Source organism: Streptomyces sp. NPDC030165 (genome assembly GCF_055573595.1).
On sequence record NZ_JBVIBD010000004.1, the window covers coordinates 332,040 to 354,262 of the forward strand.

A 22,223-nucleotide genomic window follows, 5' to 3' on the forward strand; every position below is an offset into this window, starting at 1 on the left:
GCGCCGGGGGCGTGCTGAATGTGGTGCACGCGGGGCGGGCCGCTTGGCGCCGGTGCGCGCCCGCCGCTGCCGCGGGCCGTCCGTACAGGCATTACGCTCGGCCCCATGACCAAGTGGGAATACGTGACCGTGCCGCTGCTCGTGCATGCGACCAAGCAGATTCTGGACACCTGGGGCGAGGACGGCTGGGAGCTGGTCCAGGTCGTGCCGGGGCCGAACAACCCCGAGCAGCTGGTGGCCTACCTGAAGCGGGAGAAGCAGGCATGAGCGCGGTGGAGGACAGGCTCGCCGAGCTGGGTCTGAAGCTGCCCCAGGTGGTGCCGCCGCTGGCGTCGTACCAGCCCGCGGTGCGCTCGGGCGCGTACGTCCACACCTCCGGCCAGCTGCCGATGGTGGACGGCGCGCTGCCGGCCACCGGCAAGGTGGGCGCCGAGGTCAGCCCCGAGCAGGCCAAGGAACTGGCCGCGACCTGCGCGCTGAACGCGCTGGCCGCCGTGAAGTCCGTCGTCGGCGACCTCGACAGGATCGTGCGGGTCGTGAAGGTCGTCGGCTTCGTCGCCTCGGCCCCCGGCTTCACCGGCCAGCCCGGCGTCATCAACGGCGCCAGCGAGCTGCTGGGCGAGGTCCTGGGCGACAAGGGCGTGCACGCCCGCTCCGCGGTGGGCGTGGCCGTGCTGCCGATCGACGCGCCGGTCGAGGTCGAGATGCAGGTCGAGGTCGCGGACTGACGCCGGGCGGACACGTACGACTGAGGGCGATCACGTACGGGCCCGTACGACCGCGTACGGCTGTGTTTGTGGTCGGTTTGTGATCGCGCGCGACCGCGTACGACTGGGCGGGGCGGGCCGGGGAAACCGGGCCCGCCCCGCTTCCGTATGCGCGACCCCGCGCCCGGCCCTCCCGGGGCAGCGGCTGAAGAGGTGCCCTCTCGAACATCCACGCGCAACCGCATAGCATCCGGCCATGTCGTCGACCCCCAATGGCCAGTGGTACCCGCCGGAATGGCCGGCCCGCATCCGGGCCCTCGCGCACGGCGAGCTGACCCCGGCGGCGCCCCGCCGGGCCGCGACCGTCCTGCTGCTGCGGGACACCGACGCGGGCGGCCCCGCCGTCCACATGCTGCGCAGACGCACCTCCATGGCCTTCGCCGGCGGCGCCTACGCCTACCCGGGCGGGGCCGTCGACCCGCGCGACGAGCGGCCGGTGGCCTGGGCCGGGCCCTCGCGCGCCGAGTGGGCCGCCCGGCTCGGGTGCGGAGCGGGCGAGGAGGCGGAGGCCGCGGCGCAGGCCGTGGTCTGTGCGGCCGTCCGGGAGACCTTCGAGGAGGCGGGCGTGCTGCTCGCCGGGACCTCCGCCGGAACCGTGGTCGCCGACACCACCGGTGACGACTGGGAGGCGGACCGCGCGGCGCTGGTCGCCCACGAACTGTCCTTCGCGGACTTCCTGGACCGCCGTGGCCTGGTTCTGCGCAGTGACCTCCTGGGGGCGTGGGCCCGCTGGATCACCCCGGAATTCGAGCCCCGCCGCTACGACACCTGGTTCTTCGTGGCCGCGCTGCCCGAGGGCCAGCGCACCAGAAACGTTTCCACGGAGGCCGACCGCACGGTGTGGATCCGTCCCGCCGAGGCCGCCGCCGGCTACGACCGCGGCGAGCTGCTGATGATGCCGCCCACGATCTCGACGCTGCGCGGCCTGGAGGCGTACAGGACGGCCGCCGAGGCCCTAGCGGCGGCCGGCGGCCGGGACCTGACGCCGGTCCTCGCGCAGGCCGAGCTGAAGGACGGGGAGATCGTCCTGAGCTGGCCGGGGCACGAGGAGTTCACCAAGCACATCGCCCCCGCCGCGGGGCCCGCGCCCCGGGGTGCCGCGCCCCGGGGTGCCGCGCCCGTCCCGCCCACGACCACGGGAGAGTCCCCCGCATGACGTACGCAGCCGCCCTGCCCGGCCAGCCCCGCGGAGGGGACATCGCCGGACCCGCCACCGACCGCGCCCGGTGCGTGCTCGCCCCGAACCCGTCCTCGATGACCCTGGACGGCACCAACACCTGGATCGTCGCCGAGCCGGACGCCGACGTCGCGGTCGTCATCGACCCGGGGCCGCTGGACGAGACTCACCTCAAGGCGGTCGTGGACGCGGCCGAGCGGGCCGGGAAGCGGGTCGGCCTCACGCTGCTGACACACGGTCACCCGGACCACTCCGAGGGCGCGGAGCGGTTCGCCGAGCTGACGGGTTCCCCGGTACGGGCCCTGGACCCGGCGCTGCGCCTGGGCGACGAGGGGCTGGCGGCCGGGGACGTGATCACCACCGGCGGGCTGGAGCTGCGGGTCGTACCGACCCCCGGCCACACCGCAGACTCGCTCTCCTTCCACCTCCCGGCCGACGCCGCCGTGCTGACCGGCGACACGATCCTGGGCCGCGGGACCACCGTCGTCGCGCACCCGGACGGCCGCCTGGGCGACTACCTCGACTCGCTGCGGCGGCTGCGGTCCCTGACCGTCGACGACGGCGTCACAACCGTCCTCCCGGGCCATGGGCCCGTACTGAACGACGCGCAGGGCGCGATCGAGTTCTATCTCGCGCACCGCGCCAACCGGCTGGCCCAGGTCGAGACGGCGGTCGAGGCTGGGCACCGCACGGCCTCGGAGGTCGTCGCGAGCGTGTACGCGGACGTGGACCGCACCCTGTGGCCGGCGGCCGAGCTGTCCGTACGGGCGCAGCTGGACTACCTCGGGGAGCATGGGCTGATCTGACGCGGGGACACGGGCCGACCCGAGGGAGCGGCGGGCGGCGGCCGTGGTCGTCCGGCCGGGCCCTCGGCGCCTGTCGCGGCCGCTCAGGCGTCCGCTGGGCCGTCAGGGTCCGCCGCCGGGCCCAGCTCGCGCTCGATGCCGCCGCGCAGCAGCTCGCGGGCGCGCTCCAGGGGGACCGAGCCGCTGAGCCAGCGGGTGCTGAGCCCTTCGACGAGCGCGGTCAGCCGTTCGGCGGTGTCGGCCACCGGGGCGTTCCGGTCGGCCGTGCCGGCGGCCTGCGCCTCCCGTACGAGGTCGGCGACGTCGTCCGTCCACTGCCGGGTCGCCTCGCGCAGCTGCTCCCGCAGCCCGGCGTCGAAGATGGCGCTGGACTGGAACTCGCCCCACGCGGTGCTGTTCTCCACCAGCTCCGGGGTGTCCTGGAGTTCGCGCAGCAGCATCTCCTCCAGCTGGGCGCGCGGGCCGCCCGTGCGGACGGTCTCCGGGCCCGGCGCGGTGCAGCGCTCGGCGCGTTCGCCGATGAAGTCCAGGGTGCGGCGGAGCAGTTCGGCGCGGCCGCCGAAATGGTAGTAGATCAGTCCGGTGGAGACGCCGGCCGCGGCCGCGATCTCTTCCACCCGCAGGCCGCGTACGCCGCTTCGCGCGATGGTGCGGGTCGCGGCTTCAAGGATCTGCTGTCGGCGTTCGGACACAGTCACCCACCGTACTCGGTGCCCGCTGGGCGGTAACCGGTCGCCATCGGTTCTCTGCGGTGCTACGTTCGGCACGGTCTCTGACTGAAATTTCAGTCAGGAAACCGGGGTGGTCCGGCACCGACGGGCGGCCCGGAAAGGAGAACAGCCGTCATGAACCGACCACGACGTCTTCCGTCACGCCGCAGGCTGCTCGGGCTCGGCGGCCTGGGAGCGCTGGCGGGTACGGGACTCGCGTACGCCGCGTGGACACCCCGGCCCTCCGTGCCCACAGGGCCCACCGCACCGGCCGCCGCGTCCGTCCCCGCGCGGATGCCCGCCGAGTGGCGGCCCCATGCCGCTACGTACCTCGCCTGGCCACCGGCCGACTCGCTCTGGAAAGACCAGGCCCCCGCCGTGCAGCGCGACATCGCGCGGCTGGCGCGCACCCTCGCCGAGTACGAGCCGGTCGTGCTGCTGGCCGGCCCAAAGGAGCAGGCACGGGCCCGCCGGGCGTGCGGTATGGCGGTGGAGATCGTGCCGCTCCCGGTCGACGACCTGTGGATGCGCGACACCGGCCCGGTCTTCGTCACCCGGCCGGATGCGTCACCGGGGCCCGGCCGCGCGGGCGTCGACCTCCACTTCAACGGGTGGGGCGGCAAGCAGCGCCACCCGCACGACGCCGAGGTGGCCCGCAGGCTGCTGGACCACGAGGGGATCACCCGTATCGACGCCGGGATCGTCGCCGAGGGCGGCTCCGTGGAGGTCGACGGCGAGGGAACGCTGCTCGCCACCGAGAGTTCCCTGGTCAACCCCAACCGCAACCCCGGCAGGACGCGGGCGGAGATCGAGCGGGAGCTGCGCCGCCTCCTCGGCGTGACCCGGGTGATCTGGATCGCGGGCGTGCGCGGCGCGGACATCACCGACTGCCATGTCGACACCGTCGCGCGCTTCGTGGAGCCGGGCGTCGTCGCCCTGAACCGCCCCTGGACGGGGGACGGTCCGGACGTCTGGACGCGGGTGTACGAGCAGGCCCGCGGCGTCCTCGCGAAGGCCCGCGACGCCCGCGGCAGGCGTCTGGAGGCCGTCGAGATCGCGGAGCCCGACCCGTACGCGATCGGCGACCGGGGGCCGGAATTCCTGTCCTCGTACCTGAACTACTACGTGGCGAACGATGTGGTGGTCCTGCCGCGCTTCGGCGACCGCCGGGCCGACGACCGGGCCGCGGGGGTGCTGCGCGACCTGCATCCGGGCCGCGACATCCGGCAGATTCCGATCGACGCGGTCGGCGAGGGCGGGGGCGGCATCCACTGCGCCACGCAGCAGCTGCCGAGGGTGCCGTAGGGCCTGTCCGCCCGGTTTCACGCGAAAGGGTCCCGCTCCCGCAGGAGAAGGACCCTTTCGGTGCTGCTTTGTGCTGTGCAGCCGGTGCGCGTCAGCGGGAACGCTTCGCCAGCCGCTCCACGTCCAGCAGGATCACCGCGCGCGCCTCCAGGCGCAGCCAGCCGCGGCCCGCGAAGTCCGCGAGGGCCTTGTTGACCGTCTCGCGCGAGGCGCCGACGAGCTGGGCCAGCTCCTCCTGCGTGAGGTCGTGCACGACGTGGATGCCCTCCTCGGACTGCACGCCGAAGCGGCGCGACAGGTCCAGGAGCGCCCGGGCGACCCGGCCCGGAACGTCGGAGAAGACCAGGTCGGACATCTGGTCGTTGGTCTTGCGCAGCCGGCGCGCGACGGCGCGCAGCAGCGCCGTGGCAACCTCCGGGCGGGCGTTCAGCCAGGGCTGGAGGTCACCGTGGCCCAGGCCCAGCAGCTTGACCTCGGTGAGCGCGGTGGCGGTGGCGGTACGCGGGCCCGGGTCGAAGAGGGAGAGCTCGCCGATCAGCTCGCCGGGGCCGAGGACGGCGAGCATGTTCTCCCGCCCGTCCGGGGAGGTGCGGTGCAGCTTCACCTTGCCCTCGGTGACCACGTACAGGCGGTCGCCCGGGTCCCCTTCGTGGAACAGGGCGTCGCCGCGGGCGAGCGTGACCTCTCCCATCGAGGCGCGCAGCTCGGCCGCCTGCTCGTCATCGAGCGCCGCGAAGAGCGGTGCGCGCCGCAGAACGTCGTCCACGAGATCTCTCCTTGTCGACATGCTCAAAGGGACCTTGGTCCCCATCATGCCGGAATGCAAAACAGTGCGATCAATCACAAGGATGCCGGACCCGTGGCGCAAGCCATACGGCAGGGGGCCGATTGGACCCACGGGCACCGGCGATCGGACGGGATGTCAGTGGGTGGCCTTAGTCTGGCCGAGTGTCCAATACGCCGGTGAGAGCACAGGACAAGGGGGCTGAGCGAGTGAGCGCGGGCCGTGATTCCGCTGTGGGCGAACAGGCGCCCGCCGAAGCCGCGAAGGCGGTGAAATCCTGGGAAAAGGGACGTAAGGCTGCGACGCGGAAGAAGTCCGCCGCCACCGACGCAGCCGGCACCTCTGCCGCGAAGACGGCCCCGGCGAAGCAGGCGGTCGCCAAGAAGGCTGTTGCGAAGAAGGCCACGGCGAAGCAGGCCGTCGCGGCGAAGAAGACCGCCGCCAAGACCACGGCCGAGAAGACCACGGCCGAGAAGGCAGCCTCCGCCAAGGCCGCCACCTCCAAGGCCAACGCCCCCAAGCCCGTCCCCGCCGCCAAGCCCGAGTCCCGTACCGCCATGGTCCGCCGGGCCCGGCGGATGAACCGCGAGCTGGCCGAGGTGTATCCGTACGCCCACCCCGAGCTGGACTTCCGCAACTCCTTCGAGCTGCTCGTCGCCACGGTGCTGTCCGCGCAGACCACCGACCTGCGGGTCAACCAGACCACCCCGGCCCTGTTCGCCGCCTACCCCACCCCGGAGGACATGGCCGCCGCCGAGCCGGAGCGGCTGGAGGAGCTGATCCGGCCGACGGGGTTCTTCAGGGCCAAGGCGAAGTCGCTGCTGGGCCTCTCGACGGCGCTGCGGGACCGTTTCGACGGTGAGGTGCCCGGCCGCCTGGAGGACCTGGTGACGCTGCCGGGCGTCGGCCGCAAGACCGCCAACGTGGTTCTGGGCAACGCCTTCGGCGTACCGGGCATCACGGTCGACACCCACTTCGGGCGGCTGGTGCGGCGCTTCCGCTGGACCGAGCAGCAGGACCCGGAGAAGGTCGAGGCGGAGATCGCCGAGATCTTCCCCAAGAGCGAGTGGACGATGCTCTCGCACCGCGTCGTCTTCCACGGCCGCCGGGTCTGCCACTCCCGCAAGCCCGCCTGCGGCGCCTGCCCCATCGCGCACGACTGCCCTTCGTACGGCGAGGGGGAAATGGACCCGGAGAAGGCGAAGAAGCTGCTCAAGTACGAGATGGGCGGTCAGCCGGGCCAGCGGCTGCGGCCCCCTGCCGACTATCCGGGGCAGCCCGCGCCGCCGCTGGCGGGCCGTTGAGCGGCGTAGTGCGCCCGGCGCGGCCGGGCCCGGCCGCGGTTCTCCGGGGTCCGTTCCGCCCCGGCCGTGCCGCCCGGGACGAAACCGTCACACCCCGGAGGGGAACCGAACCGGTCGTGAACGGACTCAGCCCGAATAGGACCGGCCACGGCCGCACGACCATCGATCCCATCGATCCAAGGGCCTGAGGGGGCGCGTATGACGAGCGCACGGGAGCAGTACGGGAAGACGGCGGCGTACGAGGCGGCCGTCCGCACCGACGGCCTGCCGGAGTGGCTGACGCCGGTCTCCCGCGCCGCCGCCACGATCGAGCCCCACCAGCTCAGCCGCTTCCTGCCGCCCGAGAGCGGCGGTCGGCAGTCCGCCGTACTGGTCCTCTTCGGGCACGGCGACCGCGGCCCGGAGCTGCTGCTCATGGAGCGTGCGGGCACCCTGCGCTCGCACGCCGGCCAGCCCTCGTTCCCCGGAGGCGCCCTCGACCCCGAGGACGGCGACCCGGAGGGGGAGGGGCCGGTGCGCGCCGCGCTGCGCGAGGCGTGGGAGGAGACCGGGCTGGACCCGTCGGGTGTACAGGTCTTCGGCGTGCTGCCGCGGCTGTACATCCCCGTGAGCGGCTTCGTCGTCACGCCCGTCCTGGGCTGGTGGCGGGAGCCGAGTCCGGTGGGGCCGGTGGACGAGGCGGAGACCGCCCGCGTCTTCACGGTTCCCGTGGCGGATCTCACGGACCCCGCGCACCGGGTCACCGCCCGCCACCCCAGCGGCCATGTGGGCCCCGCCTTCCTCGTCGAGTCCGCCCTGGTCTGGGGTTTCACCGCCGGGGTGATTGACCGGATCCTGCACTACGCGGGGTGGGAGCTGCCGTGGGACCGCGCCAAGCAGGTCCCGCTCGACCGGCGCGCGTGAGACGGTGGCGGGCGTGAACGTGCTGGACATCGTGTTGCTGGCCGCGGCCGTGTGGTTCGCCGTCGTCGGCTACCGCCAAGGCTTCGTCGTCGGCATCCTGTCCGTGATCGGCTTCCTCGGGGGCGGCCTGGTCGCGGTCTACCTGCTGCCCGTGATCTGGAACGAGATCACCGACGACGCCACCCCGGGCACCTTCGCGGTGATCGCCGCGGTCGCCGTCGTGGTCGTGTGCGCGTCCGTGGGGCAGGCGCTGACCACCCATTTGGGCAACAAGCTGCGGCGCTACATCACCTGGTCACCCGCGCGCGCCCTGGACGCCACCGGCGGCGCGCTGGTCAACGTCCTGGCGATGCTGCTGGTCGCCTGGCTGATCGGCTCCGCGCTGGCCCGTACGTCGCTGCCGACGCTGGGCAAGGAGGTCCGCAACTCCAAGGTGCTGCTCGGCGTCTCCCAGGTGATGCCGGAGCAGGCGAACACCTGGTTCCAGGACTTCTCCTCGGTGCTCGCGCAGAACGGCTTCCCGCAGGTCTTCACGCCGTTCTCGAACGAGCCGATCCACTCGGTGCCGGCGCCCGACCCCAAGCTGGCGAACAGCCCGGTCGCGGCCCAGGCGCGCAAGAGCATCGTCAAGGTCGTCGGTACGGCCCCGAGCTGCGGCAAGGTCCTCGAAGGCAGTGGTTTCGTCTTCGCGCCGCACCGGGTCATGACCAACGCGCACGTGGTGGGCGGCGTCAAGGAGCCGACCGTCCAGATAGGCGGCGAGGGGCGTACGTACGACGCGAAGGTCGTCCTGTACGACTGGGAGCGTGACATCGCGGTGCTCGACGTGCCGTCGCTGCCCGCGCCCGCGCTGCGTTTCGCGCAGGACGACGCGAGCACCGGCAAGGGTGCCATCGTCGCCGGCTTCCCGGAGAACGGCGGCTATGACGTCCGCGCGGCCCGTATCCGCAGCCGTATCCCGGCCAAGGGCCCGGACATCTACCACCGCGGCACGGTCAACCGCGATGTGTACTCCCTGTACGCCACGGTCCGGCAGGGCAACTCCGGCGGCCCGCTGCTCACGCCGAGCGGCGAGGTGTACGGAGTGGTCTTCGCCAAGTCCCTGGACGACACCCACACCGGTTACGCGCTGACCGCCGACGAGATCCGCGAGGACATCACCAAGGGGCGTACGGCCGAGCGGCCGGTCGACAGTCAGGGTTGCGCGATGTGAGGCGACGCCGGGCCGGACGGACCCGGGCGGGGAGGCGGACGCCGCCGCCCGGGCCCGGGGCTCCGGCGGGTGTCAGGTCCGTGGATGCTTCAGGCGCGCGGTCATCCAGCGCGCACGACGGCGCAGGATGTGCGGAATGCCCAGCGGGTGGGCGAGGCCGGGGCTCTCACCGGACACACGGTCCGAGGAACCCCTCTCCTGAGTGCCCACTGCAGCGGCGTTGCTGCGGCGGTTGCGTGCCACGTCACGGTAGTCGTGCGTCCAGCCCATACCCACGACTCTGCCCGTGCCCCGGGCTCCGTAACCGCCCGGCGGCCCGTCAATTGGCCTATGCGGGCGGCAATTGGCTGTTCGTCATACGTGCGTTCGGATCCGGTCGGCGTGTCGTGCCGCCCGGCGCCCGGGTCACGCCCCTGCGGGGTTTCAAGAACCCGCCCGGGGGCTCCGTACGCGGCGGGGGCGATGCCCGTGCGGGGCCACCGGACTACCGGTCCGGTTCCGGGTCCCGCAGCCAGTTGATCAGCTCGGCGGAGAACGCCACCGGGTCCTCCTCGTGCGGGAAGTGCCCGAGACCGTCGAAGAGCCGCCAGCGGTACGGGGCCTCCACGTACTCGCCGGAGCCGGCCGCGCTGCGGGTGCGCATCACGGGGTCGAGCGAGCCGTGCAGATGCAGCGTCGGCACCCGTACGGGCCACTTCATGCGCCGGTTGAACTGGATGCCGTCCGGCCGGGCCATCGACCGCACCATCCAGCGGTACGGCTCGATCGCGCAGTGCGCGGTCGAGGGGATGCTCATCGCGCGCCGGTAGACCTCGACATCCTCGTCCTCGGGCAGCCGCGGCCCGGACCAGTCCCGGATCAGCCGCCCCACCAGGGCGGCGTCGTCCGCCATCAGCCGGCGTTCGGGCAGCCACGGCCGCTGGAAGTTCCAGACGTAGGAGCTCTGCCGGGTCTGCTTGAAGTCGGCCAGCATGGCCGCGCGCCAGCGCCGCGGATGCGGCATCGAGGACACCGCCAGCCGCCGTACCAGCTTCGGCCGCATCACCGCGGCGGTCCACGCCAGGTAGCCGCCGAGATCATGGCCGACGAGCGCGGCGTCCGGCTCGCCGAGGGACCGTACGACCCCGGTGATGTCCAGCGCCAGGTTGGCCGGATCGTAACCGCGGGGCGTGCGGTCGCTGCCGCCCACGCCCCGCAGGTCCATCGCCACCGCACGGAAACCCGCTCCGGCGAGCGCCGGGAGCTGGTGGCGCCAGGCCCACCAGAACTGCGGGAAGCCGTGCAGCAACAGCACCAGCGGGCCGTCACCCATCTCGGTGATGTGGAAACGCGCGCCGTTGGCCGCCACGTCCCGGTGGATCCAGGGCCCGTCGGGACGTACGACCGCGTCGGAACTGTCGGGAGCCGTCATACGGAGGAGCGTGTCACAGACTCCAGGACCGGGTGGTCCTCGGGAACCGCGCGCGGATGCGGCTTGACGTTCTGCAGTACGGCGGCCGTCTCCTTGGCCGAACTGATGGTCTTCTCCGGCTTCTTGATCTTCTTGAGCTTGCTGACCGCCATCAGGACCAGCAGCAGGGCGACGACCAGGAAGGCGCCGCCGACGATCAGGAAGGACCAGGCGAGGCCGAGGCCGAGGTTGTGGATGCCGTAGGCGGCGGCGAAGCTCAGGACCGGCAGCGCGAACAGCGCCAGCGCGCCGGCCACGAGGAACGCGGCGCTGCCGATGCCGGCCCGCTTGGCGTCCTGCCGCAGCTCGGCCTTGGCCAGTGCGATTTCGTCGTGCACCAGTGCGGACATCTCGGCGGTGGCCGTGGCCACCAGCTGCCCGAGGCTGCGGTCCGCGCCGTCGTCGGCTGTGCTCATCGCCGTCTCCCTCTTGTCTTCTCCCGGATGCTAAAGCCTCTCAGATCATGCCGGACCATCGTCCCCGGCGTTTGCGCCGGAGGCCACTTCGGCAAGGCGGCGGTGTTCCGCGGCCTTCGCCTCCAGGAGTTTCGCCATCCGCAGGTGGTACTCCGGGTTGCCCAGTTCGTACACGTCCGGGATGCCGTCCTGGTCCTCGTCGCGGTCCTCGTCCTCGCACAGCTTCCGGTACTTGGCGTTACGCATCTTCAGCAGGATCCCGGACAACACCGCGGCGATCAGCGAGCCCGTCAGGACGGCCGCCTTGATCTCGTCGGTCAGCAGCGGGTCGTCGGTGAAGGCCAGCTCGCCGATGAGCAGCGAGACCGTGAAACCGATGCCGGCGAGTGAGGCGACGGCGAAGACGTCCGGCCACTTCAGGTCGGGGTTCAGCTCCGCCTTGGTGAAGCGGGCCGCGCACCACGTACCGCCGAAGATGCCCACCGCCTTGCCGACGACCAGGCCGAGGACGACGCCGAGCGTCTCCGGCTTGGTGAACACGTCGTGCAGCGCGCTCCCGGAGACCGAGACCCCCGCCGAGAAGAGCGCGAACAGCGGCACCGCGAGGCCGGCCGAGACGGGCCGCACCAGGTGCTCGATGTGCTCGCCGGGGGACTGCTGCTCGCCGTCGCGGCGGTGGCAGCGCAGCATCAGGCCCATGGCGACGCCCGCGATCGTGGCGTGTACGCCGCTGTTGTACATCAGGCCCCAGATGACCAGGGCGAGCGGTACGTAGATGTACCAGCCGCGTACACCCTTGCGCAGCAGCAGGTAGAAGGCGGCGAGGCCGACGACGGCGAAGCCGAGCGCCAGGAAGTTGAGCTGCGAGGTGAAGAAGACCGCGATGATCAGGATCGCGAAGAGGTCGTCGACGACGGCGAGGGTGAGCAGGAAGGCGCGCAGCGCGGACGGCAGGGAGGTGCCGATGACGGCGAGTACGGCCAGCGCGAAGGCGATGTCGGTGGCGGTCGGCACCGCCCAGCCAGCCGTCGAGCCGCCGCCCGCGGTGTTGACCAGGAAGTAGACGAGGGCGGGCATCGCCATGCCGCACAGCGCGGCGACCACCGGGAGGACGGCCTTCTTGGGTTCGCGCAGGTCACCGGCGACCAGTTCGCGTTTGAGCTCGATGCCGGCGACGAAGAAGAAGACGGCGAGCAGGCCGTCGGCGGCCCAGTGCTGCAGGGACAGGTCCAGGCCGATCGACCCGATGCCGAGGTGGAAGCCCCGTACCGACTCGTAACTGGAACCCAGGGTATTGGCCCAGACCAGGGCCACGACGGCGGCGATGAGCAGCAGGACGCCGCCCACGGTCTCGGCGCGCAGCGCGTCCGCGATGAAGTTCCGCTCGGGCAGGGACATCCGCCCGAGGAATATGGATCGGCGGTTGTGGGGCGCGCTCACGCGAGGACCTCCGGTGTTTCGGCAGCTGGATACGGCTGTTGCAGTTGCCGACCAGACTTCCCGGCGCACCTTTGGTATTTGTCGCGTTCTTGACGCGATCCCTACTGTACCCGGGCCACGCGGGGATAAATCCGGCGAGCTTCACCTTACGGGCATTTGGTGTGATCGGCCGCTCGGCGGCGGGTGTCGGGGCGCCCGGAACAGGTGAGGGGCACCCGGCCGGCCTGCGGACGGGTGCCCCTCGGGGTGGCGGTCAGTCATCAGCACATACGTACGAGCGCGCGCCGATGCCCGGCCACCGGGCGCGCTCTCCCGGAGCGCGCGGTGGGTCCTGGTGAAACGTCGGGATCTCGGGTGAGGTCCCTCCTTCGGTCAGTCCTCGCTCGCCGCGCCGGGCAGCTTCGCCTGGATCAGGTCCATGACGCCGGAGTCCGTCAGCGTCGAGACGTCGCCCAGGTCGCGGTTCTCGGCGACATCGCGCAGCAGCCGGCGCATGATCTTGCCGGAGCGGGTCTTCGGCAGCTCGGCCACCGGCAGGATGCGCTTCGGCTTGGCGATCGGGCCGAGCTGCTTGGCGACGTGCGCCCGCAACTCCTCCACCAGTCCCTCGTCCTCCGCCGCGGTGCCGCGCAGGATGACGAAGGCGCAGATCGACTGGGTCGTCTGCGGGTCGGTCGCGCCGACGACGGCGGCCTCGGCGACCTTCGGGTGCGAGACCAGCGCGGACTCGACCTCGGTGGTGGAGATGTTGTGGCCGGACACCAGCATCACGTCGTCCACCCGGCCGAGCAGCCAGATGTCGCCGTCCTGGTCCTTCTTCGCGCCGTCGCCGGCGAAGTACCGGTCCTCGAAGCGCGACCAGTAGGTGTCCAGGTAACGCTGGTCGTCGCCCCAGATCGTCCGGAGCATGGACGGCCACGGCTCGGTCAGGACCAGGTAGCCACCGCCTCCGTCCGGCACCTCGCGGGCCTCGTCGTCCACGACGGTGGCCGCGATGCCGGGCAGCGGGCGCTGCGCCGAACCGGGCTTGGTCTCCGTGACGCCGGGCAGCGGGCTGAGCATCATGCCGCCGGTCTCCGTCTGCCACCAGGTGTCGACGATCGGGGCACTGTCGGCGCCGATGTGCTTGCGGTACCACATCCACGCCTCCGGGTTGATGGGCTCGCCCACCGAACCGAGGATCCGCAGCGAGGACAGGTCGTACTTCGCGGGGATGTCGTCGCCCCACTTCATGCAGGCGCGGATCGCGGTCGGCGCGGTGTAGAGGATCGTGACGCCGTACTTCTGCACGATCTCCCACCAGCGGCCCTGGTGCGGGGTGTCGGGCGTGCCCTCGTAGAGCACCTCGGTCGCGCCGTTGGCCAGCGGTCCGTAGGTGATGTACGAGTGGCCGGTCACCCAGCCGACGTCGGCGGTGCACCAGTAGACGTCGGACTCCGGCTTGAGGTCGAAGACGGCGTGGTGGGTGTACGCCACCTGGGTGAGGTAGCCGCCGGTGGTGTGCAGGATGCCCTTGGGCTTACCGGTGGTGCCGGAGGTGTAGAGGATGAACAGCGGGTGCTCGGCGTCGAACGCCTCGGGAGTGTGTGTCCCGCTCTGCCGCCCGACGATGTCGTGCCACCACACGTCGCGGCCCTCGGTCCAGGCCACGTCCTCCTGGCCCGTACGGCGTACGACCAGGACGCTGCGCACGTTCTCCGTACCGGGCCTGGTCAGCGCCTCGTCGACGGCGGGCTTGAGGGCGGAGGGCTTGCCGCGGCGGTAGCCCCCGTCGGCGGTGATCACCACGCGGGCGTCGGCGTCGTTGATACGGGTCGCCAGCGCGTCGGCGGAGAAGCCGCCGAAGACGACCGAGTGCGGCGCGCCCAGGCGGGCGCAGGCCAGCATGGAGATGACGGCCTCGGGAATCATCGGCAGGTAGATCGCGACCCGGTCGCCGGCCGTGACGCCCAGCTCGGTCAGCGCGTTGGCGGCCTGGGAGACCTCGCGCTGCAGCTCGGCGTAGGTGATCGAGCGGGTGTCGCCGGGCTCGCCCTCGAAGTGGATGGCGACGCGGTCGCCGAGCCCGTTCTCCACGTGGCGGTCCACGCAGTTGTACGCGACGTTGAGCTTGCCGTCGGCGAACCACTTGGCGAACGGCGGGTTGGACCAGTCGAGCGTCTCGGTGGGTTCGGTCGCCCACGTCAGGCGCTTGGCCTGGGTGGCCCAGAAACCCAGCCGGTCCGCCGCGGCCCGGTCGTACGCCTCGGCGGTGACGTTGGCGTTCGCGGCCAGTTCGGCGGGCGGCGCGAACCGCCGCTCCTCCTTCAGAAGGTTGGCCAGGCTTTCGTTGCTCACGTCATCTCCCATTCCCGGGGCGTGCGATGTCTCTCCCGGCCATAGCTCATCAGCCCACCGCCCGGCCTGACAAGGCCTGTGGACAAAAATTGGTGTAGACCTTTACTGTCCGCAGGTCAAGTGCCGTTTACGGGTGGGGCAGCAGAGCACCGCAAGGGGTGAGGCGGACGGTGTGGACTGACGCCCGACACCGTCCGGTCACGCCGTCACCGCCGCCGCCCGGGGCCGTACCGCGCAGAACGTGCCGGTGGCCCGGTCGAGGACGTACGCCTGGGCCTCGGCCACGTGGAAGTACATCCCGTGCAGGGTGAGCGCGCCCTCGGCGACACGCCGGGCGACGCATGGGTACGACATCAAGTGGTCGAGCTGCTGGACGACGTTGACCAGCGCGAGCCGTTCCACGTCGTCGGTCACCGGGCGTCCGTCCAGCGCGACTTCGCCCCGCCCCAGCCGGCCGATCCGCTGCATCCGGGCCAGGCTCGGACGGCCGTGCCGCAGCCAGCGCGCGAGCGGGGTCTGCGCGCCCGGCTCGTGGTCGGTGCCGAGCAGCGCCTGCATCGCCCCGCACCCCGAATGCCCGCAGACGGTCAGCGAACCGACCTCCAGCACCTCGACCGCGTACTCGATGGCCGCGCCCACCGAGTCGCACGCGGCGTCCGTGCCGGGCGGCGGCATCAGGTTGCCGACGTTGCGTACGGTGAACAGGTCCCCCGGGCCGCTGGAGGTGATCATGCTGGTGACCAGGCGGGAGTCGGCGCACGTCAGGAAGAGCTGGGTGGGCCGCTGGCCTTCGTGGGCCAGCCGCGCCAGCTCCTCCCGTACCAGCGGAGCCGTGTTGCGCTGGAACGCGCTGACGCCGCCGAGCAGTTGACTGCCGCTGGACTGCGGCGCGGCTTCCTGGGGCGGGCGGGTGCAGTGGTGGTTGCGCCACGGTGTCCACGGGCGGCAGTGGTGGGCGCTCGCGGGCTCCGCGATCGGGCTTCCGGCGCGGCCACCCAGGGTCACCCAGCCGCCGCCCGCGCGATGCCCGTCGGACCAGGCCCGCAGGGCCTCGTACGCGGCATGGTCCATGAACGAGCCTCCCAGTTCGACGACGGTGTCCGCCCCGGCGGGCACCTGGGCGAGGGCCCGGGTCAGCCTCGGTACCGCGAGGAACGTCAACTGCCCATTGACGCAGACCCGGTGGCGGCCCTCCTCGGCGCTGACCGTGACCCGGGTGTGGGTCAGCCGCCGCAGCGACAGGAAGACCGTCACCCCGATGCCCAGGGCCACACCCTGGAGGACACCGAAGAGCACCACACCGCCCAGGGTGACCGCGTACACCGGGAACTCCCGGTGCCGCTGCACGTGCTTGATGTGCGCGAAGCTCACCATCCGTACGCCCATGACCATCACCAGCGCGGCGAGCGCGGCCAGCGGGATCCGCTCCAGGGCCGTGGCCAGCAGGCCGGCGCAGAGCACCACCCAGACGCCGTGCAGCACGGTGGCGCGGCGACTGACCGCGCCCGCCCGTACGTTCGCCGAGCCGCGCATCGCGCCGCCGGCCACCGGGAGCCCGCCGAGCAGCCCGGACAGCACGTTGGCGACGCCCTGGCCCGCCAGCTCGCGGTCGAGGTCCGTACGGGGCGTGGTCACGGCGCGGTCGGTGGCGAGGCGGTCGACCGCGACCGCCGACAGCAGCGACTCCATGCTGGCGACGAGGGTGACGGTGAGGACGGCCGCGACGATGCCCAGGACCGGCCCGTCCGGGAGGGCGGGCAGCGCCTGCAGGGACCAGTCGGGCAGCGCGACGCGCGGCACCGGCGCCGCCGCACTCACGGCCGTCGCGGCGGCCACGGCGGCCAGCGGCGCCGGGACCGTGCGCAGCGCCCGTCCGGCCCGCCCGGGCAGCCGCTGCCATCCGGCGAGCACCCCGACCGTGACGGCGCCGATGAGCAGCGCGGCGACGTGCGGGTGCGCCAACTGGCCCGGCAGCGCGGCGATGTTGTCGACCGCCGAGCTGTCGGGGCTGCCGCCGAGCACCACGTGCAGCTGCCCGAGGGCGATCGTGACGCCGATGCCCGCGAGCATGGCGTGCACGATCGCGGGGCTGATGGCGAGCGCGCCCCTGGCGACCCGTACGGCACCGAGGGCCAGTTGGGCCAGCCCGGCGAGGACCGTGACGGCGCAGGTGGCCCGCCAGCCGTACCGCTGCACCAGCTCGGCCGTGACCACGAGCAGGCTCGTCGCCGCGCCGCTGACCTGGAGGGGCGCGCCGCCGAGCAGCCCGGCCACGATGCCGCCGACGGCCGCGGCGACCAGGCCCGCCTGGAGGGGCGCGCCGGTGGCCAGGGCGAGGCCGAGCGAGAGCGGTACGGCGATCAGGAACACGACGAGCGAGGCGGACAGGTCGCCGAGCCGAGCCGCGGTCCGGTCGGCGGTCCGCGGGGGCTGCGTACGGCGGGTGTTCGGTGCACCGGATGGTGCTGGCGGCTTCTGTAGCTGCGACATTCCCGTCTCCTCCGGGGCGGCGCGGTCGCGCGGGGCGCGATCGTGGGCGGCGGTGTACTGCGGCGGGACGCGAGCCGGCCGGCTGGTGTCACGGTTAGTGACGGTCCGGTGACTCTCAAGCATCGGTAAATGAAGCGTAATGACATGTAAAGGCACAGAGAAGCCTTTTCAGGCATTCGGGTCTATCGTTCCGTCTTTCGAGTGACCGCAACGTCGCGTCGCTTGTCCCTTACGGCCCATTCCATGGCTTATGCGCTCTTCAAAACGGTTAATCAGTTTTTTTGATGTTTCCGTTTCGCAGTTCGCAGCTCAGGGAGTGAGGTGGCTGATGGCAGCCGCAGCAAGGGTCACGGCCGGAATGGTCACGACGATGGCGCTGGCGGCGGCCGCCGGCTGCGCCGGGGGACACGGGGGCGGGCCGGGCGGCGCCCAGGCGGGCCAGGCCGCGCCACAGCGCACCGCCCAGCAGGTCAAACTCATCGGTGACGGCTCGACCGCGTACACCGGCGCGCAGCCGATGCAGCCGAAGGCCGAGCGCCTCCGACCCGGTGAGCGGCCGCCGCAGTTCGTGGTCTTCTCCTGGGACGGCGCCGGCGAGGACAGCCAGAAGCTGTTCTCGCACTTCCGCGCGGTCGGCAAGAAGTACAACGCCCGTATGACGTACTTCCTCAGCGGCGTCTACCTGCTCCCCGGCAGCAAGAAGGAGGCCTACCACCCGCCCAAGCACAGCCCCGGCGCCTCCGACATCGGCTTCAACGACGTCAAGGGCGTACGGGCCACCGTGGAGCAGATCCGCGGCGCCTGGATGGACGGCAACGAGATCGGTACGCACTTCAACGGCCACTTCTGCGGCGCCAACGGCGGCGTGGGCACCTGGTCGCCGGAGGAGTGGCAGAGCGAGATCCGGCAGGCCGAGGCGTTCGTCAAGTCCTGGAAGACGCACACCGGACTGAAGACCGAGAAGCCGCTGCCGTTCGACTACAGCAAGGAACTGGTCGGCGGCCGCGCCCCCTGCCTCGAAGGGCAGCGCAACCTGATCCCGGCCGCCAAGGCGATGGGCTTCCGCTACGACTCCAGCTCCGTCGGCGGCCGCCAGCTGTGGCCCCGGCAGATCGACGGCATCTGGGACTTCCCCCTCCAGCAGATCCCCGTCCCCGGCCGCGCCTTCGAGACGCTCTCGATGGACTACAACTTCCTGGCCAACCAGTCCGGTACGACCCGGGGCGACCCGGCGATGCACGCCACCTGGGGCAAGCAGATGCGGGACGGCCTGGTCGCCGCGTTCGAGCGGGCCGAGAAGGGCAACCGGGCGCCACTCGTCGTCGGCAACCACTTCGAGTCCTGGAACGGCGGTACGTACATGCGCGCCGTCGAGGACGCGATCAAGACCATCTGTCCCCGCCAGGGCGTGCGCTGCGTGACCTTCAAGCAACTGGCCGACTGGCTCGACGCACAGGACCCGAAGGTGCTGGAGAAGCTGCGCGCGCTGCCCGTGGGCGGCGCCCCGAAGGGCGGCTGGGGGAGCTATTTGACGTCCCAGTCGACGAAGCCCGGCGCGCCGGAGAAACCCGCCGGTTCGGCAGGCCCGGCCGAACCGGTACGGCGGGGCGGGGAGTAGGGACCGTACTGTTTCCGGCCCGTACCGCCTCGGTTCTCCTGCGGGGACTTCAGGCGGGCTGCGGGGCCCCGGCAGGCTCGGCGAGAACGAAGGCGGGGTCGACCTGGGCCGCCAGGTCGGCGCCCGTCTTCGCGTTCGCCCAGCTCTCCGCGTTCTTCAGGTGGAAGTGCACCATCTGGCGGGTGTAACGCTCCCAGTCGCGCCGCTCGTACGTGTCGTCAGCGGCGGCGTGCAGCTCCTTCAGGGCCTGCCGGTTGTCGGCCTCCAGCAGGTCGAAGCGGCGCGGCCGGCCCTTCTCCATGGCCCGCACCCACGCCGAGTCCTCCACCGTCAACAGCAAGTCCTCGCCCACCTCGTCGGCCAGGAAGGCGATGTCGTCCGGGCCCTGGACCTTGTTGCCGACGACCTTGAGGGCGATGCCGTAGTCCCGTGCGTAGTCGCGGTACTGGCGGTAGACCGCGACGCCCTTACGGGTGGGCTCGGCGACCAGGAAGGTCAGGTCGAAACGGGTGAACATCCCGGAGGCGAAGGAGTCCGAGCCGGCCGTCATGTCGACGACGACGTACTCCTCGCGGCCGTCCACGAGGTGGTTCAGGCACAGCTCGACCGCGCCGACCTTGGAGTGGTAACAGGCCACCCCCAGGTCGGACTCGGCGAAGGGGCCGGTCGCCAGCAGGCGCACCGGCTCGCCCTCCAGGAGCACGGACCGGGCACACGCCGCGTACACCGGGTTGTCCTCGGCGATCCGCAGCAGCCGGGAGCCCTCACCGGGCGGCGTCGTCTTGATCATTGTCTCGGCGGAGGCGATACGCGGGTTGGTGCCGCGCAGGTAGTCCTTGACCAGCGGCAGCCGGGCGCCGAGCGCGGGCAGCGCGGCGGCCTCCGTCTCGTCCATGCCGAGGGCGCCGGCCAGATGCTGGTTGATGTCGGCGTCCACCGCGATCACGGGGACGCGGGCGGCGGCGAGGTGGCGGATGAACAGGGAGGACAGCGTGGTCTTCCCACTGCCGCCCTTGCCCACGAACGCGATCTTCATGGTCACGAAGCGTAATCGTCAAGTTGCCCGGGGTGAGAGGTTCGGGTGAAGAAGACCACTCCTTCGAGCGGTTCGGCCTTGCGGCTTCCGGGGTGCGTAGGGTCGTACCCATGAGTACGACAGCCGATCCGCTCGCGACCCTGGCCTCCCTTCCGGGGGTCGCCGACTCCGTGGACTCCGTGCGCAAGAGCGTGGACCGGGTCTACGGGCACCGGATCATGCGGCGGCGCAGCAACGAGGTCACCTCCGAGGCGGCGCTGCGCGGAGCGCGTGCCTCCGCCGCGCTGGCCGGTGCCGACTGGGCGCTGGAGGAGGTGCGGCGGCGCTCCGACTTCGGCGTCGAGGGCGAACCGCGGACGGTCGGTGCGGCGCTGCGGCTGACCGCGGAGGCCGGGCAACTGCTCAGCGTGTGGCGGCAGTCGCCGCTGCGGGTGCTGGCGCGGCTGCACCTGGTGGCGGCGAGCGGCGACGCGCGGCAGGAGTCGGTCGGGCGGCCGCGGCTGGCGGGTGAACCGGTCGACGAGCCCCTGGTGGAGCTGCCGCTGCCGGACGCCGACGAGGTCGCCGGGCGGCTGGACGGGCTGGCGCGGCTGCTGCTGGCGGGCAGTGAGGCGCCGGCTCTGGTGGTCGCGGCCGTGGTGCACGGTGAGCTGTTGGCGCTGCGCCCCTTCGGCTCGTACAACGGGCTGGTCGCGCGGGCCGCCGAACGCATCGTGCTGGTGGGCAGCGGGCTGGACCCGAAGTCGGTCTGCCCGGCGGAGGTCGGCCACGCGGAACAGGACCGGGCCGCGTACGTGGCGGCGCTGGAGGGCTATGTGTCCGGCACCCCGGAGGGCGTGGCGGCGTGGATCGCGCACTGCGGCCGGGCGGCGGAGCTGGGCGCGCGGGAGAGCACGGCGGTGTGCGAGGCGATGCAGCGCGGGGCGGCGTGACGGGGGCTCCCCAAGGGGCCCTCTAGTGCGCCCGGGCAAAGGGTTGCGGCGGTACCCAGTCGTTCCGGTACCGCCGCTGGCACGTCCACCGGGTTACCAAGCGCGCTCCGTATGTGCCGATCAGGTCGGAGACTTGGTCCGTCACCTGGTACGGCTGGCCCGTAATCGACGGGTCGGCGTCGCGTGGGTGCCCGGTTTTCGTGCTTCGGTCCGTGGGGCCTTGCTGCGTAGAAGGTCTTCCTCTCGGAGGTCCTCGGTCTCGCGGGCCGTTACGTCCTTTGTACTCCTGCCGCGGGGGAAGCGGAACCCCTCACCACAGTTCTTTACTTTTCCCTTCAAACTCGGGTGATACGGGCAAAAGCCGGGCGCCGTCGGCTCGCGTACCAGACGAGGCCCGCGGTCGCGGCGGCCGCGCCCACGGCGGCCACCGTGGCGAGCACCGGACGCGACGGCATGCCCAGCGACGGCAGCCGCTGCTTGAGCTGGACCGGCCGGGTGAAGGACAGGACCGGCCAGCCCCGGCTCGCGGCCTCCCGGCGCAGTGCGCGGTCCGGATTGACGGCGTACGGGTGGCCGACCGACTCCAGCATCGGAACGTCGGTCGCCGAATCGCTGTACGCGTAGCAGCGCGCCAGGTCGTACCCCTCGGAGGCGGCGAGGTCCCGGACCGCCTGCGCCTTGGTCGGACCGTAGGCGTAGTACTCCACCTCACCCGTGAAGCGGCCGTCCTCGCCGACGACCATGCGGGTGGCCACCACGCGGTCGGCGCCGAGCAGCTTGCCGATCGGCTCGACCACCTCGGCGCCCGAGGTGGAGACGATCACGACGTCGCGGCCCGCGGTGTGGTGCTCCTCGATGAGTGAGGCGGCCTCGTCGTAGATGAGCGGGTCGATCAGCTCGTGGAGGGTTTCCGCGATGATCTCCCGGACCTGGGCCACGTCCCAGCCGCGGCAGAGCGCCGACAGGTAGGCGCGCATCCGCTCCATCTGGTCGTGGTCGGCGCCGCCGGCGAGGAAGACGAACTGGGCGTAGGCGGTGCGCAGAACGGCCCGGCGATTGATCAGGCCGCCTTGGTAGAACGACTTGCTGAAGGTCAGCGTGCTCGACTTAGCAATGACTGTCTTGTCCAGGTCGAAGAACGCGGCTGTGCGGGGGGTCGAGTGAGTCGCCGAGTGGGGCACGGAGTGGTTTTCCACGGGGCGAGCATAGGCGCCCACCATTCGGCGTAAGGTGTGGCGCGTGGGTTTGCCTGAGAAGGCTCTCGGGTACACCATGGAAGTCACGGATCGTTCGCGACCGTGCTAACCCGGTCCGACTCCTCCCCCCCCGAGTCGGCCGTGGGGACGACCCCCGCTCTCCCCCCCGGCGGGGGTCGTCGCATGTCCGGACGCGTTTTTGCCCGTCCGAGGCGGATCGACCGCTTCCACCTTCGTCGCTCGGCCCGAGCTTGCTGACACCCGCTACACATCACGCAGGGTAGCCGCAGCGCTGCTCTAAGGGAGCCTTCAAGGTCGCCGGTATAGGTGACTGGGATA

19 protein-coding genes are annotated in these 22,223 nt (G+C 71.8%); 10 read left to right on the top strand and 9 right to left on the bottom strand.

Features of this window, described 5'->3' with window-relative positions; genetic code table 11:
- Nucleotides 1-105: 105 nt before the first annotated feature.
- From ACZ4Z1_RS10435 to ACZ4Z1_RS10450, 4 genes are all read left to right on the top strand, one after another.
- Nucleotides 106-267 carry a DUF4177 domain-containing protein gene (locus ACZ4Z1_RS10435; protein ID WP_003981536.1) on the top strand — a complete coding sequence of 54 codons (162 nt, stop codon included), beginning with the start codon at nt 106-108 and terminating at the stop codon, nt 265-267.
- A complete protein-coding gene (locus ACZ4Z1_RS10440) occupies nt 264-728 on the top strand; it encodes a RidA family protein (protein WP_468486155.1) in 465 nt (154 codons plus the stop codon). The genes ACZ4Z1_RS10435 and ACZ4Z1_RS10440 overlap by 4 nt, the downstream gene beginning before the upstream one ends.
- Before the next feature lie 235 nt (nt 729-963).
- Nucleotides 964-1,923: an NUDIX hydrolase gene (locus tag ACZ4Z1_RS10445; protein ID WP_468486156.1), complete on the top strand. Its 960-nt coding sequence runs from the start codon at nt 964-966 to the stop codon at nt 1,921-1,923.
- Complete coding sequence (locus tag ACZ4Z1_RS10450) at nt 1,920-2,750, top strand: MBL fold metallo-hydrolase (protein ID WP_468486157.1); 831 nt, start codon at nt 1,920-1,922, stop codon at nt 2,748-2,750. The genes ACZ4Z1_RS10445 and ACZ4Z1_RS10450 overlap by 4 nt, the downstream gene beginning before the upstream one ends.
- An 83-nt stretch (nt 2,751-2,833) precedes the next feature.
- Here ACZ4Z1_RS10450 and ACZ4Z1_RS10455 read toward each other — a convergent pair whose 3' ends face one another.
- Nucleotides 2,834-3,442, bottom strand: coding sequence for a TetR/AcrR family transcriptional regulator (locus ACZ4Z1_RS10455; protein ID WP_468486158.1), 609 nt, complete (start codon nt 3,440-3,442; stop codon nt 2,834-2,836).
- A 153-nt stretch (nt 3,443-3,595) separates the two neighbouring features.
- Between ACZ4Z1_RS10455 and ACZ4Z1_RS10460 the strand changes: the two genes are divergently transcribed.
- Nucleotides 3,596-4,765, top strand: a complete 1,170-nt coding sequence (locus ACZ4Z1_RS10460) for an agmatine deiminase family protein (protein ID WP_468486159.1) — start codon at nt 3,596-3,598, stop codon at nt 4,763-4,765.
- Between the two features lie 91 nt (nt 4,766-4,856).
- Here ACZ4Z1_RS10460 and ACZ4Z1_RS10465 read toward each other — a convergent pair whose 3' ends face one another.
- Nucleotides 4,857-5,531 (bottom strand): Crp/Fnr family transcriptional regulator, encoded by a 675-nt coding sequence (locus ACZ4Z1_RS10465; protein WP_003981529.1) that lies wholly within the window; start codon nt 5,529-5,531, stop codon nt 4,857-4,859.
- A gap of 227 nt (nt 5,532-5,758) precedes the next feature.
- On the opposite strand from ACZ4Z1_RS10465, the gene nth reads away from it, so the two are divergent.
- The 3 genes from nth to ACZ4Z1_RS10480 all read left to right on the top strand — a co-directional run bounded on the left by nth (nt 5,759) and on the right by ACZ4Z1_RS10480 (nt 8,969).
- Nucleotides 5,759-6,853, top strand: coding sequence for an endonuclease III (gene nth / locus ACZ4Z1_RS10470; protein WP_468486160.1), 1,095 nt, complete (start codon nt 5,759-5,761; stop codon nt 6,851-6,853).
- 198 nt (nt 6,854-7,051) lie between these two features.
- Nucleotides 7,052-7,756 (top strand): NUDIX hydrolase, encoded by a 705-nt coding sequence (locus tag ACZ4Z1_RS10475; RefSeq protein ID WP_468486161.1) that lies wholly within the window; start codon nt 7,052-7,054, stop codon nt 7,754-7,756.
- A 13-nt stretch (nt 7,757-7,769) separates the two neighbouring features.
- Nucleotides 7,770-8,969: a MarP family serine protease gene (locus tag ACZ4Z1_RS10480; RefSeq protein ID WP_468486162.1), complete on the top strand. Its 1,200-nt coding sequence runs from the start codon at nt 7,770-7,772 to the stop codon at nt 8,967-8,969.
- Between the two features lie 484 nt (nt 8,970-9,453).
- On the opposite strand, the gene ACZ4Z1_RS10485 is transcribed toward ACZ4Z1_RS10480, so the two are convergent.
- The 5 genes from ACZ4Z1_RS10485 to ACZ4Z1_RS10505 form a co-directional block, all read right to left on the bottom strand.
- Nucleotides 9,454-10,380 (bottom strand): alpha/beta fold hydrolase, encoded by a 927-nt coding sequence (locus ACZ4Z1_RS10485; protein ID WP_468486163.1) that lies wholly within the window; start codon nt 10,378-10,380, stop codon nt 9,454-9,456.
- Nucleotides 10,377-10,835 (bottom strand): phage holin family protein, encoded by a 459-nt coding sequence (locus ACZ4Z1_RS10490; protein WP_468486164.1) that lies wholly within the window; start codon nt 10,833-10,835, stop codon nt 10,377-10,379. Before ACZ4Z1_RS10490 ends, ACZ4Z1_RS10485 begins: the two co-directional genes overlap by 4 nt.
- Before the next feature lie 45 nt (nt 10,836-10,880).
- Nucleotides 10,881-12,233 (bottom strand): Na+/H+ antiporter NhaA, encoded by a 1,353-nt coding sequence (nhaA, locus tag ACZ4Z1_RS10495; protein ID WP_468486313.1) that lies wholly within the window; start codon nt 12,231-12,233, stop codon nt 10,881-10,883.
- Between the two features lie 414 nt (nt 12,234-12,647).
- On the bottom strand, nt 12,648-14,612 hold the full coding sequence (gene acs / locus ACZ4Z1_RS10500; RefSeq protein ID WP_468486165.1) for an acetate--CoA ligase: 1,965 nt from the start codon (nt 14,610-14,612) through the stop codon (nt 12,648-12,650).
- Between the two features lie 198 nt (nt 14,613-14,810).
- Complete coding sequence (locus ACZ4Z1_RS10505) at nt 14,811-17,102, bottom strand: bifunctional SulP family inorganic anion transporter/carbonic anhydrase (RefSeq protein ID WP_468486166.1); 2,292 nt, start codon at nt 17,100-17,102, stop codon at nt 14,811-14,813.
- A gap of 328 nt (nt 17,103-17,430) precedes the next feature.
- Between ACZ4Z1_RS10505 and ACZ4Z1_RS10510 the strand changes: the two genes are divergently transcribed.
- Nucleotides 17,431-18,720: a polysaccharide deacetylase family protein gene (locus tag ACZ4Z1_RS10510; RefSeq protein WP_468486167.1), complete on the top strand. Its 1,290-nt coding sequence runs from the start codon at nt 17,431-17,433 to the stop codon at nt 18,718-18,720.
- Between the two features lie 49 nt (nt 18,721-18,769).
- Here ACZ4Z1_RS10510 and ACZ4Z1_RS10515 read toward each other — a convergent pair whose 3' ends face one another.
- Nucleotides 18,770-19,756, bottom strand: coding sequence for an ATP-binding protein (locus ACZ4Z1_RS10515; protein ID WP_468486168.1), 987 nt, complete (start codon nt 19,754-19,756; stop codon nt 18,770-18,772).
- A 110-nt stretch (nt 19,757-19,866) separates the two neighbouring features.
- Here ACZ4Z1_RS10515 and ACZ4Z1_RS10520 point away from each other — a divergent pair, with 110 nt between their 5' ends.
- Nucleotides 19,867-20,688, top strand: a complete 822-nt coding sequence (locus ACZ4Z1_RS10520; protein ID WP_468486169.1) for a Fic family protein — start codon at nt 19,867-19,869, stop codon at nt 20,686-20,688.
- A gap of 335 nt (nt 20,689-21,023) precedes the next feature.
- Here ACZ4Z1_RS10520 and ACZ4Z1_RS10525 read toward each other — a convergent pair whose 3' ends face one another.
- Nucleotides 21,024-21,908: an HAD family hydrolase gene (locus tag ACZ4Z1_RS10525; RefSeq protein WP_468486170.1), complete on the bottom strand. Its 885-nt coding sequence runs from the start codon at nt 21,906-21,908 to the stop codon at nt 21,024-21,026.
- Between the last annotated feature and the right edge of the window lie 315 nt (nt 21,909-22,223).

Excerpts from the sequence above, each read along its gene's own strand:
- ACZ4Z1_RS10435 (WP_003981536.1), top strand. The coding sequence starts at position 106 with ATGACCAAGTGGGAATACGTGACCGTGCCGCTGCTCGTGCATGCGACC.
- ACZ4Z1_RS10440 (WP_468486155.1), top strand. The coding sequence starts at position 264 with ATGAGCGCGGTGGAGGACAGGCTCGCCGAGCTGGGTCTGAAGCTGCCC.
- ACZ4Z1_RS10445 (WP_468486156.1), top strand. The coding sequence starts at position 964 with ATGTCGTCGACCCCCAATGGCCAGTGGTACCCGCCGGAATGGCCGGCC.
- ACZ4Z1_RS10450 (WP_468486157.1), top strand. The coding sequence starts at position 1,920 with ATGACGTACGCAGCCGCCCTGCCCGGCCAGCCCCGCGGAGGGGACATC.
- ACZ4Z1_RS10460 (WP_468486159.1), top strand. The coding sequence starts at position 3,596 with ATGAACCGACCACGACGTCTTCCGTCACGCCGCAGGCTGCTCGGGCTC.
- ACZ4Z1_RS10475 (WP_468486161.1), top strand. The coding sequence starts at position 7,052 with ATGACGAGCGCACGGGAGCAGTACGGGAAGACGGCGGCGTACGAGGCG.
- ACZ4Z1_RS10485 (WP_468486163.1), bottom strand. The coding sequence starts at position 10,380 with ATGACGGCTCCCGACAGTTCCGACGCGGTCGTACGTCCCGACGGGCCC.
- ACZ4Z1_RS10490 (WP_468486164.1), bottom strand. The coding sequence starts at position 10,835 with ATGAGCACAGCCGACGACGGCGCGGACCGCAGCCTCGGGCAGCTGGTG.
- nhaA (WP_468486313.1), bottom strand. The coding sequence starts at position 12,233 with ATGTCCCTGCCCGAGCGGAACTTCATCGCGGACGCGCTGCGCGCCGAG.
- ACZ4Z1_RS10505 (WP_468486166.1), bottom strand. The coding sequence starts at position 17,102 with ATGTCGCAGCTACAGAAGCCGCCAGCACCATCCGGTGCACCGAACACC.
- ACZ4Z1_RS10510 (WP_468486167.1), top strand. The coding sequence starts at position 17,431 with ATGGCAGCCGCAGCAAGGGTCACGGCCGGAATGGTCACGACGATGGCG.
- ACZ4Z1_RS10515 (WP_468486168.1), bottom strand. The coding sequence starts at position 19,756 with ATGAAGATCGCGTTCGTGGGCAAGGGCGGCAGTGGGAAGACCACGCTG.
- ACZ4Z1_RS10520 (WP_468486169.1), top strand. The coding sequence starts at position 19,867 with ATGAGTACGACAGCCGATCCGCTCGCGACCCTGGCCTCCCTTCCGGGG.
- ACZ4Z1_RS10525 (WP_468486170.1), bottom strand. The coding sequence starts at position 21,908 with ATGGTGGGCGCCTATGCTCGCCCCGTGGAAAACCACTCCGTGCCCCAC.